Below are 15,265 nucleotides of genomic sequence, written 5' to 3'. Positions count from 1 at the left end.
GGAAGGGGGATCCGGACGCACGGGCCCGGACCGGGAAGCCGCTCAGGTGGCCGAGGCGGTCTCCTTCTCCCCCGGCTCGGCGTCCTTACCCTCGGCGGCGGCCGGCCCGGCGTCCTTCTCCTCGGCGGCGGGGGCCGGGACGACCGTGGCCGCGTTCGCCGCGGGCTTGATCGTGCCGTCCGCGATCTGCTCCGCCCAGTGGCAGGCCACCCGGTGCCCGCCGCCCAGGTCCCGCAGCTCGGGCCGGTCGGTGGCGCAGAGCGTGTCCTGCTTCCACGGGCAGCGGGTGTGGAAGCGGCAGCCGGCCGGCGGGTCCGCCGGGGAGGGCAGGTCGCCGGTGAGCAGGATGCGCTCGCGGTTGTCCTCCACCTCCGGGTCGGGCACCGGCACGGCCGACATCAGCGCCCGGGTGTACGGGTGCCGGGGCTCGGCGTACAGCGTGTCGCTGGGCGCCTCCTCCACCAGCGCCCCCAGGTACATCACCCCGACGACGTCGGAGATGTGCCGCACCACGGCCAGGTCGTGGGCGATGACCACATAGGTCAGGCCCAGGGACTCCTGGAGCTCCTCCAGCAGGTTGATCACCTGCGCCTGGATGGAGACGTCCAGCGCGGAGACCGGCTCGTCGCAGATGATCACGTCCGGTTCGAGCACCAGCGCGCGGGCGATGCCGATGCGCTGCCGCTGGCCGCCGGAGAACTCGTGCGGGTAGCGGGAGAGCGCGTTGGCGGGGAGCCCGACCCTCGCCAGGATCTCGCGGATCCGCTCCCGGCGCTCCTCCTGGTTCGCGCCGATGCCGTGCGCCGCCATCCCCTCGGAGAGGATCGACTCGATGTTCTGCCGGGGGTTGAGGCTGCCCAGCGGGTCCTGGAAGACCATCTGGAGCCGGCGGCGGAAGCGGCGCATCTCCTCGCCCGGCAGCTTCGCCAGGTCGGTGCCGTCGAAGACGACCTCGCCGTCGGTGATGTCCACCAGCCGCAGGATCGCCCGGCCGAGCGTGGTCTTGCCGCAGCCGGACTCGCCCACCAGGCCGTAGGTCTGGCCCGCCTCGACGGAGAGCGAGACCCCGTCGACGGCGTAGACGTGGCCGACCGTGCGCTCGACGAGGAGACCCTTCCTGACCGGGAAGTGGACCTTCACGCCGTTCAGTTCGAGCAGGCTCATGCTCCAGCCTCCTTGTCGGCCGCGCCCGTCGCGCCGGCCGTCCCGGCCACGCCGGCCGCCTCGGCCGCGTCGCTCTCCAGCGCCGTCTCGCGCAGTTCGTCCACTCCCCCGGAGAACACCGGGTTCACGCACCTCACCTGGTGGCCGGGCGTGCGCGGCTCCCTCAGCTCGGGGGTGCCCTGCAGGCACTGGAGGGTGTAGTGGTCGCACCGGGGGGCGAAGGCGCAGCCGTCCGCCCAGGCGATCGTGTCGTTGATGGACCCCCGGATCGGCTTCAGGGGCTCGCCGCGCGGCGCGTCGAGCCGGGGGATGGAGCCCAGCAGGCCGTGGGCGTACGGGTGGGTGGGGGCGTCGAACAGCTCGCGGCGCGCCGCGGACTCCACCACCTTGCCCGCGTACAGCACGTTGACCTGGTCGCACAGGCCGGCGACCACCCCCAGGTCGTGGGTGATCATCAGCAGGGCGGTGCCCTCCTGGTCGACCAGTTCCTTGAGGAGTTCGAGGATCTGCGCCTGGATCGTCACGTCCAGGGCGGTGGTCGGCTCGTCGGCGATGAGCAGCCGCGGCGCGCAGGCCACCGCCATCGCGATGAGCGCGCGCTGCCGCATGCCGCCGGAGAGCTGGTGCGGGTACTCCTTCAGCCGCCGCGAGGGGTCCGGGATGCCCACCCGGTCCAGCAGCGAGGCGGCCTCCTTGCGGGCGGCCTCGCCCTTCATCCCCCGGTGCCGGGCCAGGATCTCGGTGACCTGGACGCCGATGGGCACCACCGGGTTCAGCGAGGACAGCGGATCCTGGAAGATCATCGCGAGCTGGGAGCCGCGCAGATCGCGCATCTTCCCCCGGCTGAGGGACAGCAGGTCGGTGCCGTCGAAGTCGGCCCGGCCGCCGACCGTCACGCCCTTGGAGGGCAGCAGGCCCATCAGGGCCAGCGAGGTGACGCTCTTGCCACAGCCCGACTCGCCGACCAGACCCACCACCTGGCCCTGGTCGACGTCGAAGGACACACCCGACACGGCCTTCACGTCGCGTCGTCCGCGGCCGGTGAAGGTGACGGTCAGTTCGTCCACGGAAAGCAGGGCCATGTGATCAACTCCGCAGTTTCGGGTCGAGGGCTTCCCGCATCGCCTCGCCCAGCAGGGTGAAGCCGAGGGCGGTGATGATGATGCCCAGCGCGGGGTAGACCGCGAGCATCGGTGCGCTGTCGAAGTAGTCCTGCGCCTGGGCCAGCATGACGCCCCACTCGGGCTGCGCGGCGTCCGGGTTGCCCAGGCCCAGGTAGGACAGCGCCGCGGCCTCGATGATGGCGGTCGCCAGGCTCAGGGTGCCCTGGACGATCACCGGGCTCAGCGAGTTGGGCAGCACGTGCCCGATCGCGATGCGCCGCTTGCGCACGCCGAGGGCCTGCGCGGCCAGCACGTAGTCCGCGCCGCCCTGCGCCAGCATCGCGCCGCGCAGCAGCCGGGCGAAGACGGGGATCTGCACCACGCCCACCGCGATCATCACGGTGGTCAGGGACTGGCCCAGCACCGCCGCGACGGACACGGCCAGCAGCAGGGAGGGCAGCGCCAGCATGACGTCGATGACGCGCATCACGACGGTGTCGATCCGGCGTCCGACCTTGCCGCCCAGCACCAGGGCGGCGCCGGAGGCACCGCCGATCAGGGCGCCCACGGTGAAGCCCAGCAGGGTGGCGACGACGCCGACCAGCAGCGTCTGCCGTGCTCCCACCAGCATCCGGGAGAACTCGTCGCGGGCCAGGTGGTCCAGGCCCAGCCAGTTCTCGCCGCGGGGGCCGACGAAGACGTTCTGGTTGGGGAGGACCTCACCGCGCCAGAGCTGCGCGGTGGGGTCGTACGGGGCGACCCACGGGCCCACGATCGCCACCACCACGAACACACTGATGACGACCGCTCCGATGACGGCCATCTTGCTGGCCCGCAGCCGGCGCCACGCCTCGACCCACAGGCTGGCGCCCGCGGAGGTCTCGGTGGCGGCGGTGAGCTCCGCGAGCCGGTCGATCTTGTCGGTCTTGGTGCTCATCAGTGCACCCGCACTCTCGGATCGATGATGCTGTACGCGAGGTCAACCAGCAGGTTGATGACGACGTAGGCCGCCGCGATGAACATGATGAAGCCCACCAGGACCGGGTAGTCGTGCTCGTCGATGGCGGTCTTGATGAACGAGCCGATGCCGCCGAAGGCGAAGACCGACTCGGTGAGCACCGCCCCCGACAGCAGGCCGCCGGTGAGCAGGCCGATGGCGGTCACCACCGGCAGCAGCGCGTTGCGCAGCACGTGGCGGCCGCGCACCGTCGACCGGCTCAGGCCCTTGGACTCGGCGGTGCGCACGTAGTCCTCGCCGAGCACCTCCAGCACACTGGCCCGGGTCATGCGGGTGATGATCGCCAGCGGGATGGAGGAGAGCGCCAGCGCGGGCAGCACCAGGTGCATGACCGCGTCCCAGGCGGCGTCGAACTCCCCGGTGAGGATGCCGTCCAGGACGTAGAAGCCGGTCACCTCGGTGGCGTCGATGCCGGTGGTCTGCCGTCCGAAGCTGGGGAACCAGCCGAGCTGGACGGCGAAGACGGACTTGAGGATGAAGGCCAGGAAGAAGACCGGGATGCAGATGCCCACCAGGGATCCGGACACCGCCGTCACGTCCAGCCAGCTACCGCGGCGGCGGGCGGCGAAGTAGCCCAGCGGCATGCCGACGGCGATGGCGATGAGCATGGCCGCGACGGCCAGTTCCACCGTGGCGGGGAAGGCCCGGGTGAACTCGTCCCACACCGGCCGCCCGGTCTGGGTGGAGATGCCCAGGTCCAGCTCGGAGAGCCGCTTCAGGAAGCGGCCGTACTGGACCCACACCGGCTGGTCCAGTCCGAGAGCGGCCTCGATGCGGGCCTTGTCGGCGGCGGTGGCGCGCTCTCCGAGCATGGCCGCCGCGGGTCCGCCGGGCAGTCGGTTCAGCCAGAGGAACAGCAGAACGGACAGACCCAGCAGGGTCGGTATGAGTTGCAGCAGTCTTCGCGCTACGAGACGCAACACCCCGCGATGCCCCTTTCTTGCTCACAGTCAGGTCCGCCCGGCCACAGGATTGCCGTGGCCGGGCGGACCTGCGCGATCAGGCGTTTACTTGAACGAGACCTCGGCGAAGTTCTCCTGCGTCAGCGGGGAGACCTTCGGCGGGTTGACGTCCTTGGCGAACGCGATGGACGGCGGGGACGAGGAGATCGGGACGCCCGGCAGGTAGTCCACGACGACCTCGTTGGCCTTCTTGTACAGCTCGACCCGCTTGGCGACGTCCGGCTCGCTCTCGGCGGCCTTCATGGCGTCGAAGACCTTGTCGTCGCGGAAGCCCCACTGCTTGTCGTAGCCGGCGAACCAGGTGCCGATGAAGTTGTAGGCGTCGTTGAAGTCACCGGTCCAGCCCAGCAGGTGCAGGTCGCAGGTGCCGTTCTCGGTGGCGTCGAGGTAGGTCGGGGCCCACTTCATGGGCTTGGGGTTGACCTTGATGCCGGCCTTCTCCAGGTCGGCCTTCATCAGCTCGAACATGTCCACCGGGGCGGGCATGTAGGGGCGCGTCACCTCGGTCGGGTAGCAGAAGTCGACCGCGAGCTTCTCCTCGCCGGCCTTCTTCAGCAGGTCCTTGGCCTTGTCGGTGTCGAACGGGTAGGTGGTGACCTTGTCCGAGTAGCCGTCCACGGTGTCCGGCACGAACTGCGTGGCCACCTTGCCGCCCTCGGGCAGCTGGGTCTTGACGACGTTCTCCCGGTCGATCGCGTGCGCGATGGCCTGGCGGACCTCCTTCTTCTTCAGGGCCTTGTTCGCCTCCTGCGAGAAGCCCATGTAGAAGATGTTGAACACGTCGCGGACCGGGACCTGGAAGCCCTCCTTCTCGAGGGTCTTCACGTCCGCGGGGGCGACCAGGTCGTAGCCGTCGATGTTGCCGGCCTGCAGGGCCTGGCGGCGCGCGGACTCCTCGGCGATGGTGCGGAAGACCAGCTTCTTCACACCGGCCTTCTCGCCCCAGTAGTCGTCGAAGCGCTCCAGGGTGACCTCGTTGTTGCCCTTGTCCCAGTCGACGATCCTGAAGGGACCGGTGCCGGCGACCGTACCGGCCTCCTGGCTGTACTTCGGGTAGGTGATGGCGTCGTCCTCGCCGGTCGCCTCCTGCTTCTTGTAGGCGTCGATGGCCTTCGGCGAGTGGATGGCGACGGCCTGGAGGGAGAAGCCGCCCGGCAGGTTGGCGGAGGGCTCGTGCACCTCGATGACGGCGGTGAGCTCGTCCTTCGCGGTGCAGCCCTTGTAGTTGGCCTTGGGGGCGTCCTTGCTCTCGTTCTTGGCGAAGCCACCGAAGATGGTCTGCCAGTAGTACGAGACCGCGCTGTTCTGGTATGTGCCGGTCCAGTTGAACCAGTGGTCGTAGTTCTTGCAGACCGCCTCGGCGGTCAGCTTCTCGCCGTCGTGGAACTTCACGCCCTTGCGGAGGTTGAAGGTCCACTTGGTGCCGGTCTTGTCGCTGTCCCACGACTCGGCGAGACCGCCGACCAGCTTGGTGCCGCCCGGCTCGTGCTCGATCAGGGCCTCGAACGCCTGGCGGGTGACCCGGAACGTCTCACCGTCGCTCGCCAGTGCCGGGTCCAGGGAGGCCGGGTCGCCCGCGGCGCCGAAGACGAAGGTGTCCCCTCCTTCTCCGTCGTCCTTGCCTCGTTCACTGGCGCATCCAGTGGCGATCACACCAACCGCGAGGGCGGCCGCGATCGTCTGGACGACCCTGGAACTGGTTATTCGCATGTTCCACCTCAGGGGGTCGGTGACGGTCAGACTGATGGTCGCCCGAACAGTACTGCGTCCAAACAGCGGTGTGAACTGTCCGCATGTCGGCGATATAGACCTGAGACCATGCCAGGCGAACGGCAACGCCGCAGGTCATCGCGGAGTAACACGGGCGAAACAATGATCCGCGCCACAACCCCACCTGACGGGGCGTCGGGAACCGGGCGACGTCAGTAGGACCGAGGGTATCCGTAACCGTGGCCGGGAGCGGCGGCGGGAGCCGCGCCCTGGTGGGCGTCGCGGTCGAAGAAGGGGCGGGAGTTGGCCCGCAGCCACATGGCGACCGGGTCGTACTCGTCCGACATCGCGACCGTGGAGACCGCCAGTCCGTCGGGCACCGAGGCGACCGAACGCTCCATCATCGACCGCACCGACTCCACCGCCTGCGGGCCGTCGTCGTACAGGTCGAGCCCGATCACCAGGTACGGCGCGCCCAGCGCGGGCTGCACCCAGGCGCGGCGCAGGGTGCGCACGGCGGGGGTGCGGTGGGCGTTCTGGACGAGCTGGGCGTAGAAGTGCGGGACGTCCACGGTCGGTTCGCCGATGCGCAGCGGCCCGGCGGGCAGCCGGTCCAGCCCGCCGGCGATCCGGCGCAGGTCGAGCCAGGGGATGCCGACGCCGCCGCCGGGCGCGTGCGGGTTGAGCCACAGACCCCAGCGGTCGGGGAAGAGGGCGGCGGCGATCTCCCGGCCGCCGACCACTTCGTGCTCCCTGGTCCAGCCGGAGGCCGCCAGCTCCCGGGCGGAGGTCACACAGGGCGCGTAGCCGTGCCCGGCGACCTCCATGTTCCCGTACTGGGCGTCGGGGGAGCCGGCCCGTCCGTGCCACAGCAGCATCCACACCCGGCCCTCGGCGAGGGCGTGCAGCAGCGCTTCGTAGGTGTCGTACCGTCCGGGCGCCACCTGATGCAGCAGCTGATCGACGCTTCCACCCGCGCTCACGTGGGCCGCCCCTTCTCGTACTCCGCGCTCTGTCTTCCTGGTCCTCTGCGGTTCCCCGCGGTCCTCCGCGCTCTCCCGCGGTCTTCCGCACCGGGCCGCGCGCGTCCCGCCCCCGACATCCAACCAGCTTACGGTCCGGACCGGACAGGGCCGGGACCACTCATTCGCCCACCCGTGCGAACACTCGGAACGGTTGTCCGGCCGGGGGCCGCGGCGGGCGTCAGCAGTCAGTACGGCTGCGGATCGCGCGTGTAGAAGGGCCGCACGCACTCCCTCATCCAGTCCACGACCGGATCCTGGGCGGCGTCCAGCAGGACCATCTGCACCGGCCACCGCACCGGCTCCCGGCCCAGCGCCCGGCCCAGGGCGCCGTGCGCCGCGGCCCGCGCCTCCGGGTCCAGCAGGTCCAGCTCCACCCCGACGAACAGCGCGGGCGGGTCGCCCTCGATGCTGGCCAGGCCCCGGCGCGCGGTGCGCACCTGCGGCAGCCCCGCGAACTCCCCGGCCGCCGCGGCCAGGAAGTCCACCGGCTCCTCCTGCCAGTCGGGCTCGAAGAGCCTCACCCGGGCGCCGCTCGCCACGCCCGGCACACCCTCGGCGCCGCCCTCGCGGCACAGCTCGGCCACGGCCGGCGGGGGGATGGGGGCGCCGACGGTGCCCTCGGGGTTGATCACGATGCCGACCTGCGGCGGCAGGCCGCGGGCGAACTCGCGGGCGGGCGCGACGGCGAAGGGCAGGTGCGAGCCGGCGCACTGCAGGAACTGCTGCTCGGAGCTGAAGACCGGGACGTACGGCGCCCCGTCGAGCTGGACGGTCGGCAGGTCCAGGTTGGGGCTGTCCGGGCCGCCGCCCTCGGGCAGCGGCACCCACAGGCTGCTGCGGCCGAGCACCTCCAGCAACCGGGCGCCCGCTCCGGGGACGCCGACCGACGCGGCGAGGGTCTCCTCCAGCTCGTTTCCGGGCCAGCCGCCGCCGTGCCCCGGTCCGTACTGCTGCGGGATGGTCATACCGGAACACTATCCGCACTCCGGCGCCCGGTCCCGTCCCCGCCCCCGCCGTCGTCCCCGCCCCCGTCGTTCTCGTCGTTCTCGTCCCGAACGCCCTCGAAGACGATGCCGCGCAGCGCCCCCGCCGCCGGGCGGTCCAGCAGCACCGCCGAGACGCAGCCGGCGGGCGGCCGCCCCGACTCCACTTCCGCCACCAGGCGCCCCACCGCCCGCCGGTGCCGGGCGAACGCGTACGCCGACACCCCCCGTCCCCGCGCCGCCTGCCCGGACAGCGCCACCTCGGGCGGCACGTCCAGCAGCACCATGTGCAGGGCCCGGCCGCGCCGCCGGGCGTCCCTCGCCAGCCAGCGGCGCACCCAGCTCTGGGTGCCGCAGTCGTGCACCACCACGCCGGCGTCCGAGGCCAGGGCCCGCCACAGCGACAGGTAGTGCGCGGCGCGGACCAGGGGGCGGTAGACGGCGTAGGGCAGCCGGGCGGGCAGCCGCCGCTCCCAGCGCTCCCGCATGTCCTGGGAGTCGATCCGGCGCACCCTCTCGCCGGCGGCCACCACGCGCCGGATCAGGGTGGACTTGCCGCTGCCCGGCAGGCCGGAGACCACCACCCGGTCGCCGGCGGGAAAGCGCAGGACACGCACCCCGGCGGTTCCGCGCAGGTCGCGCCCCCCGGCCCGCGCGGACGCGGGCACCCCCCGGGGCACCGCTCCACCGTGCGCCGTACAAGCACTCTCCGGACTGCTCACCGGTACGTCCTCCCGCTGTCGGCCACGCGCCCCACGGCTCCCCCAGAGCGTGTCAAGAAGGGCGACGGCGGACAAGGCGGCCGACCACCGGACCTCCCGGCGCCCCTCCCTCCTCCCCACCCTTCCACCGTCGCGCGGCCCGCCTCCCCCCGGCGCGCCGGGCGTGCGATGATGTCCGCGCCAACTGCATACCGGCCGTTCGAGTCCGCGCGGGAGAGTCCCCGACAGCCGCCGGTCACGGCGGGTACCGGGGCGCCGAAGGAGCAAGTCCTCCCTTGAATCTCTCAGGCCCCGATACCGCGCGGACGAGGCACATCTGAAAAGCGGGCGCCCCCTCCCGGCGGGCGTCCCACCCAAGGTGCAAGCCGTGGTCCGCCCGGGCGGGCTCGTGGCGAACCTCTCAGGTTCCGATGACAGATGGGGAGGATGTCCCTCCCCGCCGTTCACCGGACCTGTCCACGCCACCCGCCTGGGAGCAACAGCCATGAGCGATTCCCCCCGATCCCCCCGACGCGTCCCCCTCGACGCCGTCCACCGCGCCCTGGGCGCCACCGTGACGGACTTCGCCGGCTGGGAGATGCCGCTGCGCTACGGCAGCGAGCGCGACGAGCACAACGCCGTCCGCACCCGCGCCGGCCTGTTCGACCTGAGCCACATGGGCGAGATCGCCGTCACCGGTCCGCAGGCCGGCGAGCTGCTGGACCGCGCCCTGGTCGGGCACCTGTCCGCCGTCCCGGTGGGCCGGGCCCGCTACACCATGATCTGCGACGCCTCCGGCGGCATCCTCGACGACCTGATCGTCTACCGGCTCGCGCCCGAGGAGTACCTGGTCGTCGCCAACGCCGCCAACGCCCAGGTGGTCCTGGACGCCCTCACCGAGCGCCGCGACGGCTTCGACGCCGCCGTGCGGGACGACCGCGACGCCTACGCCCTGCTGGCCGTCCAGGGCCCCGCCTCGCCCGGCGTCCTGGCGAAGCTCACCGACGCCGACCTGGACGGGCTGAAGTACTACGCCGGGCTGCCCGGCACGGTCGCGGGCGTGGAGGCGCTGATCGCCCGCACCGGCTACACCGGCGAGGACGGCTTCGAGCTGTTCGTCTCCCCCGGCGACGCGCGGACGCTGTGGGAGGCGCTGACCGAGGCCGGCGCGGACGCGGGCCTGGTGCCGTGCGGGCTGTCCTGCCGCGACACGCTCCGGCTGGAGGCGGGCATGCCGCTGTACGGGCACGAGCTGACCCGCGCCACCACCCCCTTCGACGCCGGGCTGGGCCGCGTGGTGAAGTTCGACAAGCCCGGCGACTTCACCGGCCGTGCCGCCCTGGAGGCCGCGGCCCGCCGGGCGGAGGAGAACCCGCCGCGGAAGCTGGTCGGCCTGGTCGCCTCCGGCCGCCGGGTGCCGCGCGCCGGGTACCCCGTGGTCACGGCCGGCGGGACGGTGATCGGCGAGGTCACCTCCGGGGCCCCCTCCCCCACCCTCGGGAAGCCGATCGCGATGGCGTACGTGGACGCCTCCCACGCCGCGCCGGGCACGGAGGGTGTGTGCGTGGACATCCGCGGTACGCATGAGCCGTACGAGGTCGTCGCGCTGCCGTTCTACCGGCGCGGACGCTGACCGCCGCGGCGGGGCGGGCCCTGCCCCCGCCGTCCCACCTGGCAAGACCCGTTTCTCACCAACCACTTCTGACCAGGAGAATCACGTCATGAGCAACCCCCAGCAGCTGCGCTACAGCAAGGAGCACGAGTGGGTGTCGCCCGCCGAGGACGGTGTGTCGACGGTCGGCATCACCGAGCACGCCGCCAACGCGCTCGGTGACGTCGTCTACGTCCAGCTCCCCGAGGCCGGCGCCACGGTCACCGCGGGCGAACCCTGCGGCGAGCTGGAGTCGACCAAGTCGGTCAGCGACCTGTACTCGCCCGTCTCCGGTGAGGTCACCGAGGTCAACCAGGACGTGGTGGACGATCCGGCGCTGGTGAACTCCGCCCCCTTCGAGGGCGGCTGGCTGTTCAAGGTGAGGGTGTCGGAGGAGCCGGGGGACCTGCTCTCCGCCGACGAGTACGCCGCCTTCACCCACGAGTGATCCGTCCGGGACGGCCCCGCCCCGTCCCGGCGTCCGCCGTCCAGCACACCACGATCGGAAAGATCCGATGTCGCTTCTGAACAGTTCCCTGCACGAGGTCGATCCCGACGTCGCCGCGGCCGTCGACGCCGAGCTGCGCCGCCAGCAGTCCACCCTGGAGATGATCGCGTCGGAGAACTTCGCTCCGGTCGCCGTCCTCCAGGCCCAGGGCTCGGTCCTCACCAACAAGTACGCCGAGGGCTACCCCGGGCGCCGCTACTACGGCGGCTGCGAGAACGTCGACGTGGCCGAGGACCTGGCCCGCGAGCGGGTGAAGGCCCTCTTCGGCGCCGAGGCGGCGAACGTCCAGCCGCACTCGGGCGCCCAGGCCAACGCCGCGGCGATGTTCGCCCTGCTCGACCCGGGCGACACCATCATGGGCCTGGACCTGGCCCACGGCGGCCACCTGACCCACGGCATGCGGATCAACTTCTCCGGCAAGCTCTACAACGTGGTCGCCTACCACGTCGACGCCTCCACCGGCCTGGTGGACATGGAGGAGGTGGAGCGGCTGGCGAAGGAGCACCGCCCCCGGCTGATCATCGCCGGCTGGTCGGCGTACCCGCGGCAGCTCGACTTCGCCGCCTTCCGCCGGATCGCCGACGAGGTGGGCGCGCTGCTGATGGTGGACATGGCGCACTTCGCCGGCCTGGTGGCCGCCGGGCTCCACCCCAACCCCGTGCCGTACGCGGACGTGGTCACCACCACGACCCACAAGACGCTGGGCGGGCCGCGCGGCGGGGTGATCCTGTCCAAGCAGGAGTACGCCAAGAAGATCAACTCCGCGGTCTTCCCCGGCCAGCAGGGCGGCCCGCTGGAGCACGTCATCGCGGCCAAGGCCGTCGCCTTCAAGATCGCGGCGACGGAGGAGTTCAAGGACCGCCAGCGCCGCACGCTGGAGGGCGCGAAGATCCTCGCCGAGCGGCTGACCCGGCCCGACGCGGCCGAGGCGGGCGTGGCCGTCCTCTCCGGCGGCACCGACGTCCACCTGGTCCTGGTCGACCTGCGGGAGAGCGAGCTGGACGGGCAGCAGGCCGAGGACCGCCTCCACGAGATCGGCATCACCGTCAACCGCAACGCCATCCCGAACGACCCCCGCCCGCCGATGGTCACCTCGGGCCTGCGGATCGGCACCCCGGCACTGGCCACGCGCGGCTTCACCGCCGACGACTTCCGCGAGGTCGCGGACGTGATCGCCGAGGCGCTCAAGCCGTCCTTCGACAAGGACAAGGCCGAGGCGCTGGCCGCCCGGGTGACGGCCCTGGCCGAGAAGCACCCGCTGTACCCGGGTCTGTAGGACGCCCGCAGGGCAGATCCGGCCCCTCGCCGGGTGCGCCGCCCGACCGGCGGCGCACCCGGACGGACCACACCCGCGCACCCGCGGACGCACGCACTCGCCCACCCGGCGAGCACACCCACGAGCAGACAAAGGAGTCCGCCGTCGTGGCCATCTCCGTCTTCGACCTCTTCTCCATCGGCATCGGCCCGTCCAGCTCTCACACCGTGGGGCCCATGCGGGCGGCCGGGATGTTCGCGCGCCGCCTGGAGAAGGAGGGCGTGCTGGACCGCACCGTCTCGCTCCGGGCCGGGCTGTACGGCTCCCTGGGCGCCACCGGCCACGGCCACGGCACCCCCAAGGCGGTGGTGCTGGGCCTCCAGGGCCACTCGCCCCGCACCGTGGACGTCGAGACGGCCGACGAGGAGGTCGAGCGCGTCCGCCGGTCGGGCCGGCTGCGGCTGCTGGGGGCCGGGCCGGGCGGCGGGCACGAGATCGCCTTCGACTCGGACGCCGACCTGGTGCTCCACCGCCGCCGCTCGCTGCCGTACCACGCCAACGGCATGACGCTGACCGCGTACGGCGCCGACGGCGGCGTACTGCTGGAGAAGACCTACTACTCGGTCGGCGGCGGCTTCGTGGTGGACGAGGACGCCGTCGGCGAGAACCGCATCAAGCTCGACGACACCGCGCTGAGGTACCCCTTCCGCACCGGCGACGAGCTGCTGCGCACCGCCCGCGAGACGGGCCTGTCGGTCTCGGCCCTGATGCTGGAGAACGAGAAGGCGTGGCGCACGGAGGAGGAGATCCGCGCGGGCCTGCTGGAGATCTGGGGCGTGATGCGGGCCTGCGTGGCCCGCGGCATGACGCGGGAGGGCGTCCTGCCCGGCGGGCTGAAGGTCCGCCGCCGCGCCGCCGCCTCGGCCCGCCGGCTGCGCGCCGAGGGCGATCCGGCGGCGCACGCCATGGAGTGGGTGACGCTCTACGCGATGGCGGTCAACGAGGAGAACGCCTCCGGCGGCCGGGTCGTCACCGCCCCCACCAACGGCGCGGCCGGCATCATCCCGGCCGTCCTCCACTACGCGATGGAGTTCGTCCCCGGCACCGACGACGACACGGTGGTGCGGTTCCTGCTGGCGGCGGGGGCCATCGGCCTGCTGTTCAAGGAGAACGCCTCCATCTCCGGCGCCGAGGTCGGGTGCCAGGGCGAGGTGGGGTCCGCCTGCTCCATGGCCGCGGGCGGTCTCGCGGAGATCCTGGGCGGCTCCCCGGAGCAGGTGGAGAACGCCGCCGAGATCGGCATCGAGCACAACCTGGGCCTGACCTGCGACCCCGTGGGCGGCCTGGTCCAGATCCCCTGCATCGAGCGGAACGGCATGGCGGCGGTCAAGGCGATCACCGCCGCCCGGATGGCCCTGCGCGGCGACGGCCGCCACCACGTCTCGCTGGACAAGGCCATCAAGACGATGAAGGAGACGGGCGCGGACATGAAGGTCAAGTACAAGGAGACCGCGCGCGGCGGGCTGGCGGTCAACGTCATCGAGTGCTGAGAGGCAGGCCCCGGGCGGCTCGCCGGCGGTCCCGAGGGGCCGCTGCGAGCCGCCCGTCCGTTTCCCGGGAGCGATCCGGGGGCGGGGTTGCCGTGCGGAGTCCTCGGCCGCGGTTCTGTTCCCTTCCGTCCTGCCCCGCCTCGCGCGGAACAGTCCGGAAAACTTCCGGAAGTTTCGACAACGTTGGCTCCGATCTTGACTCCCGCGACGAGAGAACAGGGAGCCGATTCCGGGCTTCAACGCCTTTGATAATCCGCTGAACAGCTATGACGCTTCCTTCCGGACACCCCTGAGCGGCGCAGTGTTTTCGTAATCTTTGCGAAAACTATTGACAACCCGATGGGGCGAATCAACACTGTCGGCGTCGACGGACCCCATCGCCGTCGATCCGGGCCCTCTGCGGCGGCCCGGCCCTTCGGCCGCGCGACGACCGGCCGACCCCACTGTGGTTGCAGGACGCCGGAGCGCGGCGGCAGCCGTCCCGCTCCGGCCGCCGGAGCGCCGCCGGGCCGCGCACACGCCGCCCGGCACCGCCTCCGGCCCTCACGAAGAGGAGGCACGCACGTGAACGACGCCCCCGCCCACCGGAAGAGACGCGGCTTACGACGCGTCCGGCTGCTGCCGAGGACCCGCGGGCTCGGCCGCCTCAGGCTCCTCGTCGGCGGCGCGTGCGCCGTGCTGGCCGCGGCTCTGATGCTCCCGCCCGGCACCGCCCACGCCCAGACCGTCACCTCGAACCAGACCGGCACCCACAACGGGTACTTCTACTCGTTCTGGACCGACGCCCCCGGCACGGTCTCCGCGACCCTGGGATCGGGCGGCAACTACAGCACCTCGTGGCGGAACACCGGCAACTTCGTCATCGGCAAGGGCTGGAGCACCGGCGGACGCCGCACCGTGACCTACTCGGGCAGCTTCAACCCCTCCGGCAACGCCTACCTGACCCTCTACGGATGGTCGAGGAACCCGCTGGTGGAGTACTACATCGTCGACAACTGGGGCACCTACCGGCCCACCGGGACCTTCAAGGGCACGGTCACCAGCGACGGCGGCACGTACGACATCTACGAGACGACGCGGTACAACGCCCCCTCCATCGAGGGGACCAAGACCTTCAAGCAGTACTGGAGCGTCCGGCAGCAGAAGCGGACCGGCGGCACCATCACCACCGGCAACCACTTCGACGCGTGGGCCCGGGCCGGCATGAACCTGGGCACCCACGACTACATGATCATGGCGACCGAGGGCTACCAGAGCAGCGGCAGCTCCAACATCACGTTGGGCGGCACCGGTGGCGGCGGCGGTGACGGCGGCACCGGTGGTGGCGGTGGTGGTGGCGGTGGCGGCGGTGGCTGCACCGCGACCCTGTCCGCGGGCGAGCGCTGGAACGACCGGTACAACCTCAACGTCTCGGTGTCCGGCTCCAGCAACTGGACCGTGACGATGAACGTCCCGTCCCCCGCCAGGATCATCTCGACCTGGAACATCTCCGCCTCCTGGCCCAGCAGCCAGGTCCTGACCGCCAGACCGAACGGCAGCGGCAACAACTGGGGCGTCACCATCCAGCACAACGGCAACTGGACCTGGCCGACGGTCTCCTGCAGCGCGGGCTGACTCCGGTCGTCCGGAAACACC

Annotated in this window: 13 protein-coding genes and 1 riboswitch; of the genes, 5 read left to right on the top strand and 8 right to left on the bottom strand. The window is 71.8% G+C overall.

Annotated elements, in window-relative coordinates; genetic code table 11:
* Nucleotides 1-42 precede the first annotated feature (42 nt).
* From ABD358_RS14240 to ABD358_RS14205, 8 genes are all read right to left on the bottom strand, one after another.
* The gene (locus ABD358_RS14240) at nucleotides 43-1,164 is read right to left on the bottom strand and encodes an ABC transporter ATP-binding protein (RefSeq protein ID WP_344631348.1); all 1,122 of its coding nucleotides are present in this window, start codon (nucleotides 1,162-1,164) and stop codon (nucleotides 43-45) included.
* Nucleotides 1,161-2,246: an ABC transporter ATP-binding protein gene (locus ABD358_RS14235; RefSeq protein ID WP_344631347.1), complete on the bottom strand. Its 1,086-nt coding sequence runs from the start codon at nucleotides 2,244-2,246 to the stop codon at nucleotides 1,161-1,163. The genes ABD358_RS14240 and ABD358_RS14235 overlap by 4 nt, the downstream gene beginning before the upstream one ends.
* Before the next feature lie 4 nt (nucleotides 2,247-2,250).
* Complete coding sequence (locus ABD358_RS14230; protein WP_344631346.1) at nucleotides 2,251-3,204, bottom strand: ABC transporter permease; 954 nt, start codon at nucleotides 3,202-3,204, stop codon at nucleotides 2,251-2,253.
* The gene (locus ABD358_RS14225) at nucleotides 3,204-4,208 is read right to left on the bottom strand and encodes an ABC transporter permease (protein WP_344631345.1); all 1,005 of its coding nucleotides are present in this window, start codon (nucleotides 4,206-4,208) and stop codon (nucleotides 3,204-3,206) included. Before ABD358_RS14225 ends, ABD358_RS14230 begins: the two co-directional genes overlap by 1 nt.
* Before the next feature lie 84 nt (nucleotides 4,209-4,292).
* A complete protein-coding gene (locus tag ABD358_RS14220) occupies nucleotides 4,293-5,957 on the bottom strand; it encodes an ABC transporter substrate-binding protein (protein ID WP_344631344.1) in 1,665 nt (554 codons plus the stop codon).
* Nucleotides 5,958-6,169: 212 nt separating this feature from the next.
* Nucleotides 6,170-6,940 carry an enhanced serine sensitivity protein SseB C-terminal domain-containing protein gene (locus ABD358_RS14215; RefSeq protein ID WP_344631343.1) on the bottom strand — a complete coding sequence of 257 codons (771 nt, stop codon included), beginning with the start codon at nucleotides 6,938-6,940 and terminating at the stop codon, nucleotides 6,170-6,172.
* Between the two features lie 227 nt (nucleotides 6,941-7,167).
* Entirely contained in the window at nucleotides 7,168-7,947 is a 780-nt protein-coding gene (locus tag ABD358_RS14210; protein ID WP_344631342.1) for an enhanced serine sensitivity protein SseB, read from the bottom strand.
* Nucleotides 7,944-8,687, bottom strand: coding sequence for an AAA family ATPase (locus ABD358_RS14205; protein ID WP_425576322.1), 744 nt, complete (start codon nucleotides 8,685-8,687; stop codon nucleotides 7,944-7,946). The genes ABD358_RS14210 and ABD358_RS14205 overlap by 4 nt, the downstream gene beginning before the upstream one ends.
* A 200-nt stretch (nucleotides 8,688-8,887) precedes the next feature.
* Nucleotides 8,888-8,997, top strand: a riboswitch (glycine riboswitch).
* A gap of 174 nt (nucleotides 8,998-9,171) precedes the next feature.
* On the opposite strand from ABD358_RS14205, the gene gcvT reads away from it, so the two are divergent.
* The 5 genes from gcvT to ABD358_RS14180 all read left to right on the top strand — a co-directional run bounded on the left by gcvT (nucleotide 9,172) and on the right by ABD358_RS14180 (nucleotide 15,244).
* The gene (gcvT, locus tag ABD358_RS14200; RefSeq protein WP_344631341.1) at nucleotides 9,172-10,299 is read left to right on the top strand and encodes a glycine cleavage system aminomethyltransferase GcvT; all 1,128 of its coding nucleotides are present in this window, start codon (nucleotides 9,172-9,174) and stop codon (nucleotides 10,297-10,299) included.
* Between the two features lie 88 nt (nucleotides 10,300-10,387).
* Nucleotides 10,388-10,765 (top strand): glycine cleavage system protein GcvH, encoded by a 378-nt coding sequence (gene gcvH / locus ABD358_RS14195; protein ID WP_344631340.1) that lies wholly within the window; start codon nucleotides 10,388-10,390, stop codon nucleotides 10,763-10,765.
* A gap of 67 nt (nucleotides 10,766-10,832) precedes the next feature.
* On the top strand, nucleotides 10,833-12,101 hold the full coding sequence (gene glyA / locus ABD358_RS14190; protein ID WP_344631339.1) for a serine hydroxymethyltransferase: 1,269 nt from the start codon (nucleotides 10,833-10,835) through the stop codon (nucleotides 12,099-12,101).
* A 146-nt stretch (nucleotides 12,102-12,247) separates the two neighbouring features.
* A complete protein-coding gene (locus tag ABD358_RS14185; protein ID WP_344631338.1) occupies nucleotides 12,248-13,630 on the top strand; it encodes an L-serine ammonia-lyase in 1,383 nt (460 codons plus the stop codon).
* A 693-nt stretch (nucleotides 13,631-14,323) separates the two neighbouring features.
* Nucleotides 14,324-15,244, top strand: coding sequence for a glycoside hydrolase family 11 protein (locus tag ABD358_RS14180; RefSeq protein ID WP_344631394.1), 921 nt, complete (start codon nucleotides 14,324-14,326; stop codon nucleotides 15,242-15,244).
* The last annotated feature ends 21 nt before the right edge of the window (nucleotides 15,245-15,265 follow it).

The sequence above is a fragment of the Streptomyces glaucosporus genome, assembly GCF_039533345.1.
GTDB lineage: Bacteria > Actinomycetota > Actinomycetes > Streptomycetales > Streptomycetaceae > Streptomyces > Streptomyces glaucosporus.
This window is presented reverse-complemented; position numbering and strand designations above follow the sequence as displayed.

Coding starts and splice junctions, on each gene's coding strand:
- ABD358_RS14230 (WP_344631346.1), bottom strand. CDS start 3,204: ATGAGCACCAAGACCGACAAGATCGACCGGCTCGCGGAGCTCACCGCC.
- ABD358_RS14180 (WP_344631394.1), top strand. CDS start 14,324: ATGCTCCCGCCCGGCACCGCCCACGCCCAGACCGTCACCTCGAACCAG.
- ABD358_RS14210 (WP_344631342.1), bottom strand. CDS start 7,947: ATGACCATCCCGCAGCAGTACGGACCGGGGCACGGCGGCGGCTGGCCC.
- gcvH (WP_344631340.1), top strand. CDS start 10,388: ATGAGCAACCCCCAGCAGCTGCGCTACAGCAAGGAGCACGAGTGGGTG.
- ABD358_RS14240 (WP_344631348.1), bottom strand. CDS start 1,164: ATGAGCCTGCTCGAACTGAACGGCGTGAAGGTCCACTTCCCGGTCAGG.
- glyA (WP_344631339.1), top strand. CDS start 10,833: ATGTCGCTTCTGAACAGTTCCCTGCACGAGGTCGATCCCGACGTCGCC.
- ABD358_RS14220 (WP_344631344.1), bottom strand. CDS start 5,957: ATGCGAATAACCAGTTCCAGGGTCGTCCAGACGATCGCGGCCGCCCTC.
- gcvT (WP_344631341.1), top strand. CDS start 9,172: ATGAGCGATTCCCCCCGATCCCCCCGACGCGTCCCCCTCGACGCCGTC.
- ABD358_RS14235 (WP_344631347.1), bottom strand. CDS start 2,246: ATGGCCCTGCTTTCCGTGGACGAACTGACCGTCACCTTCACCGGCCGC.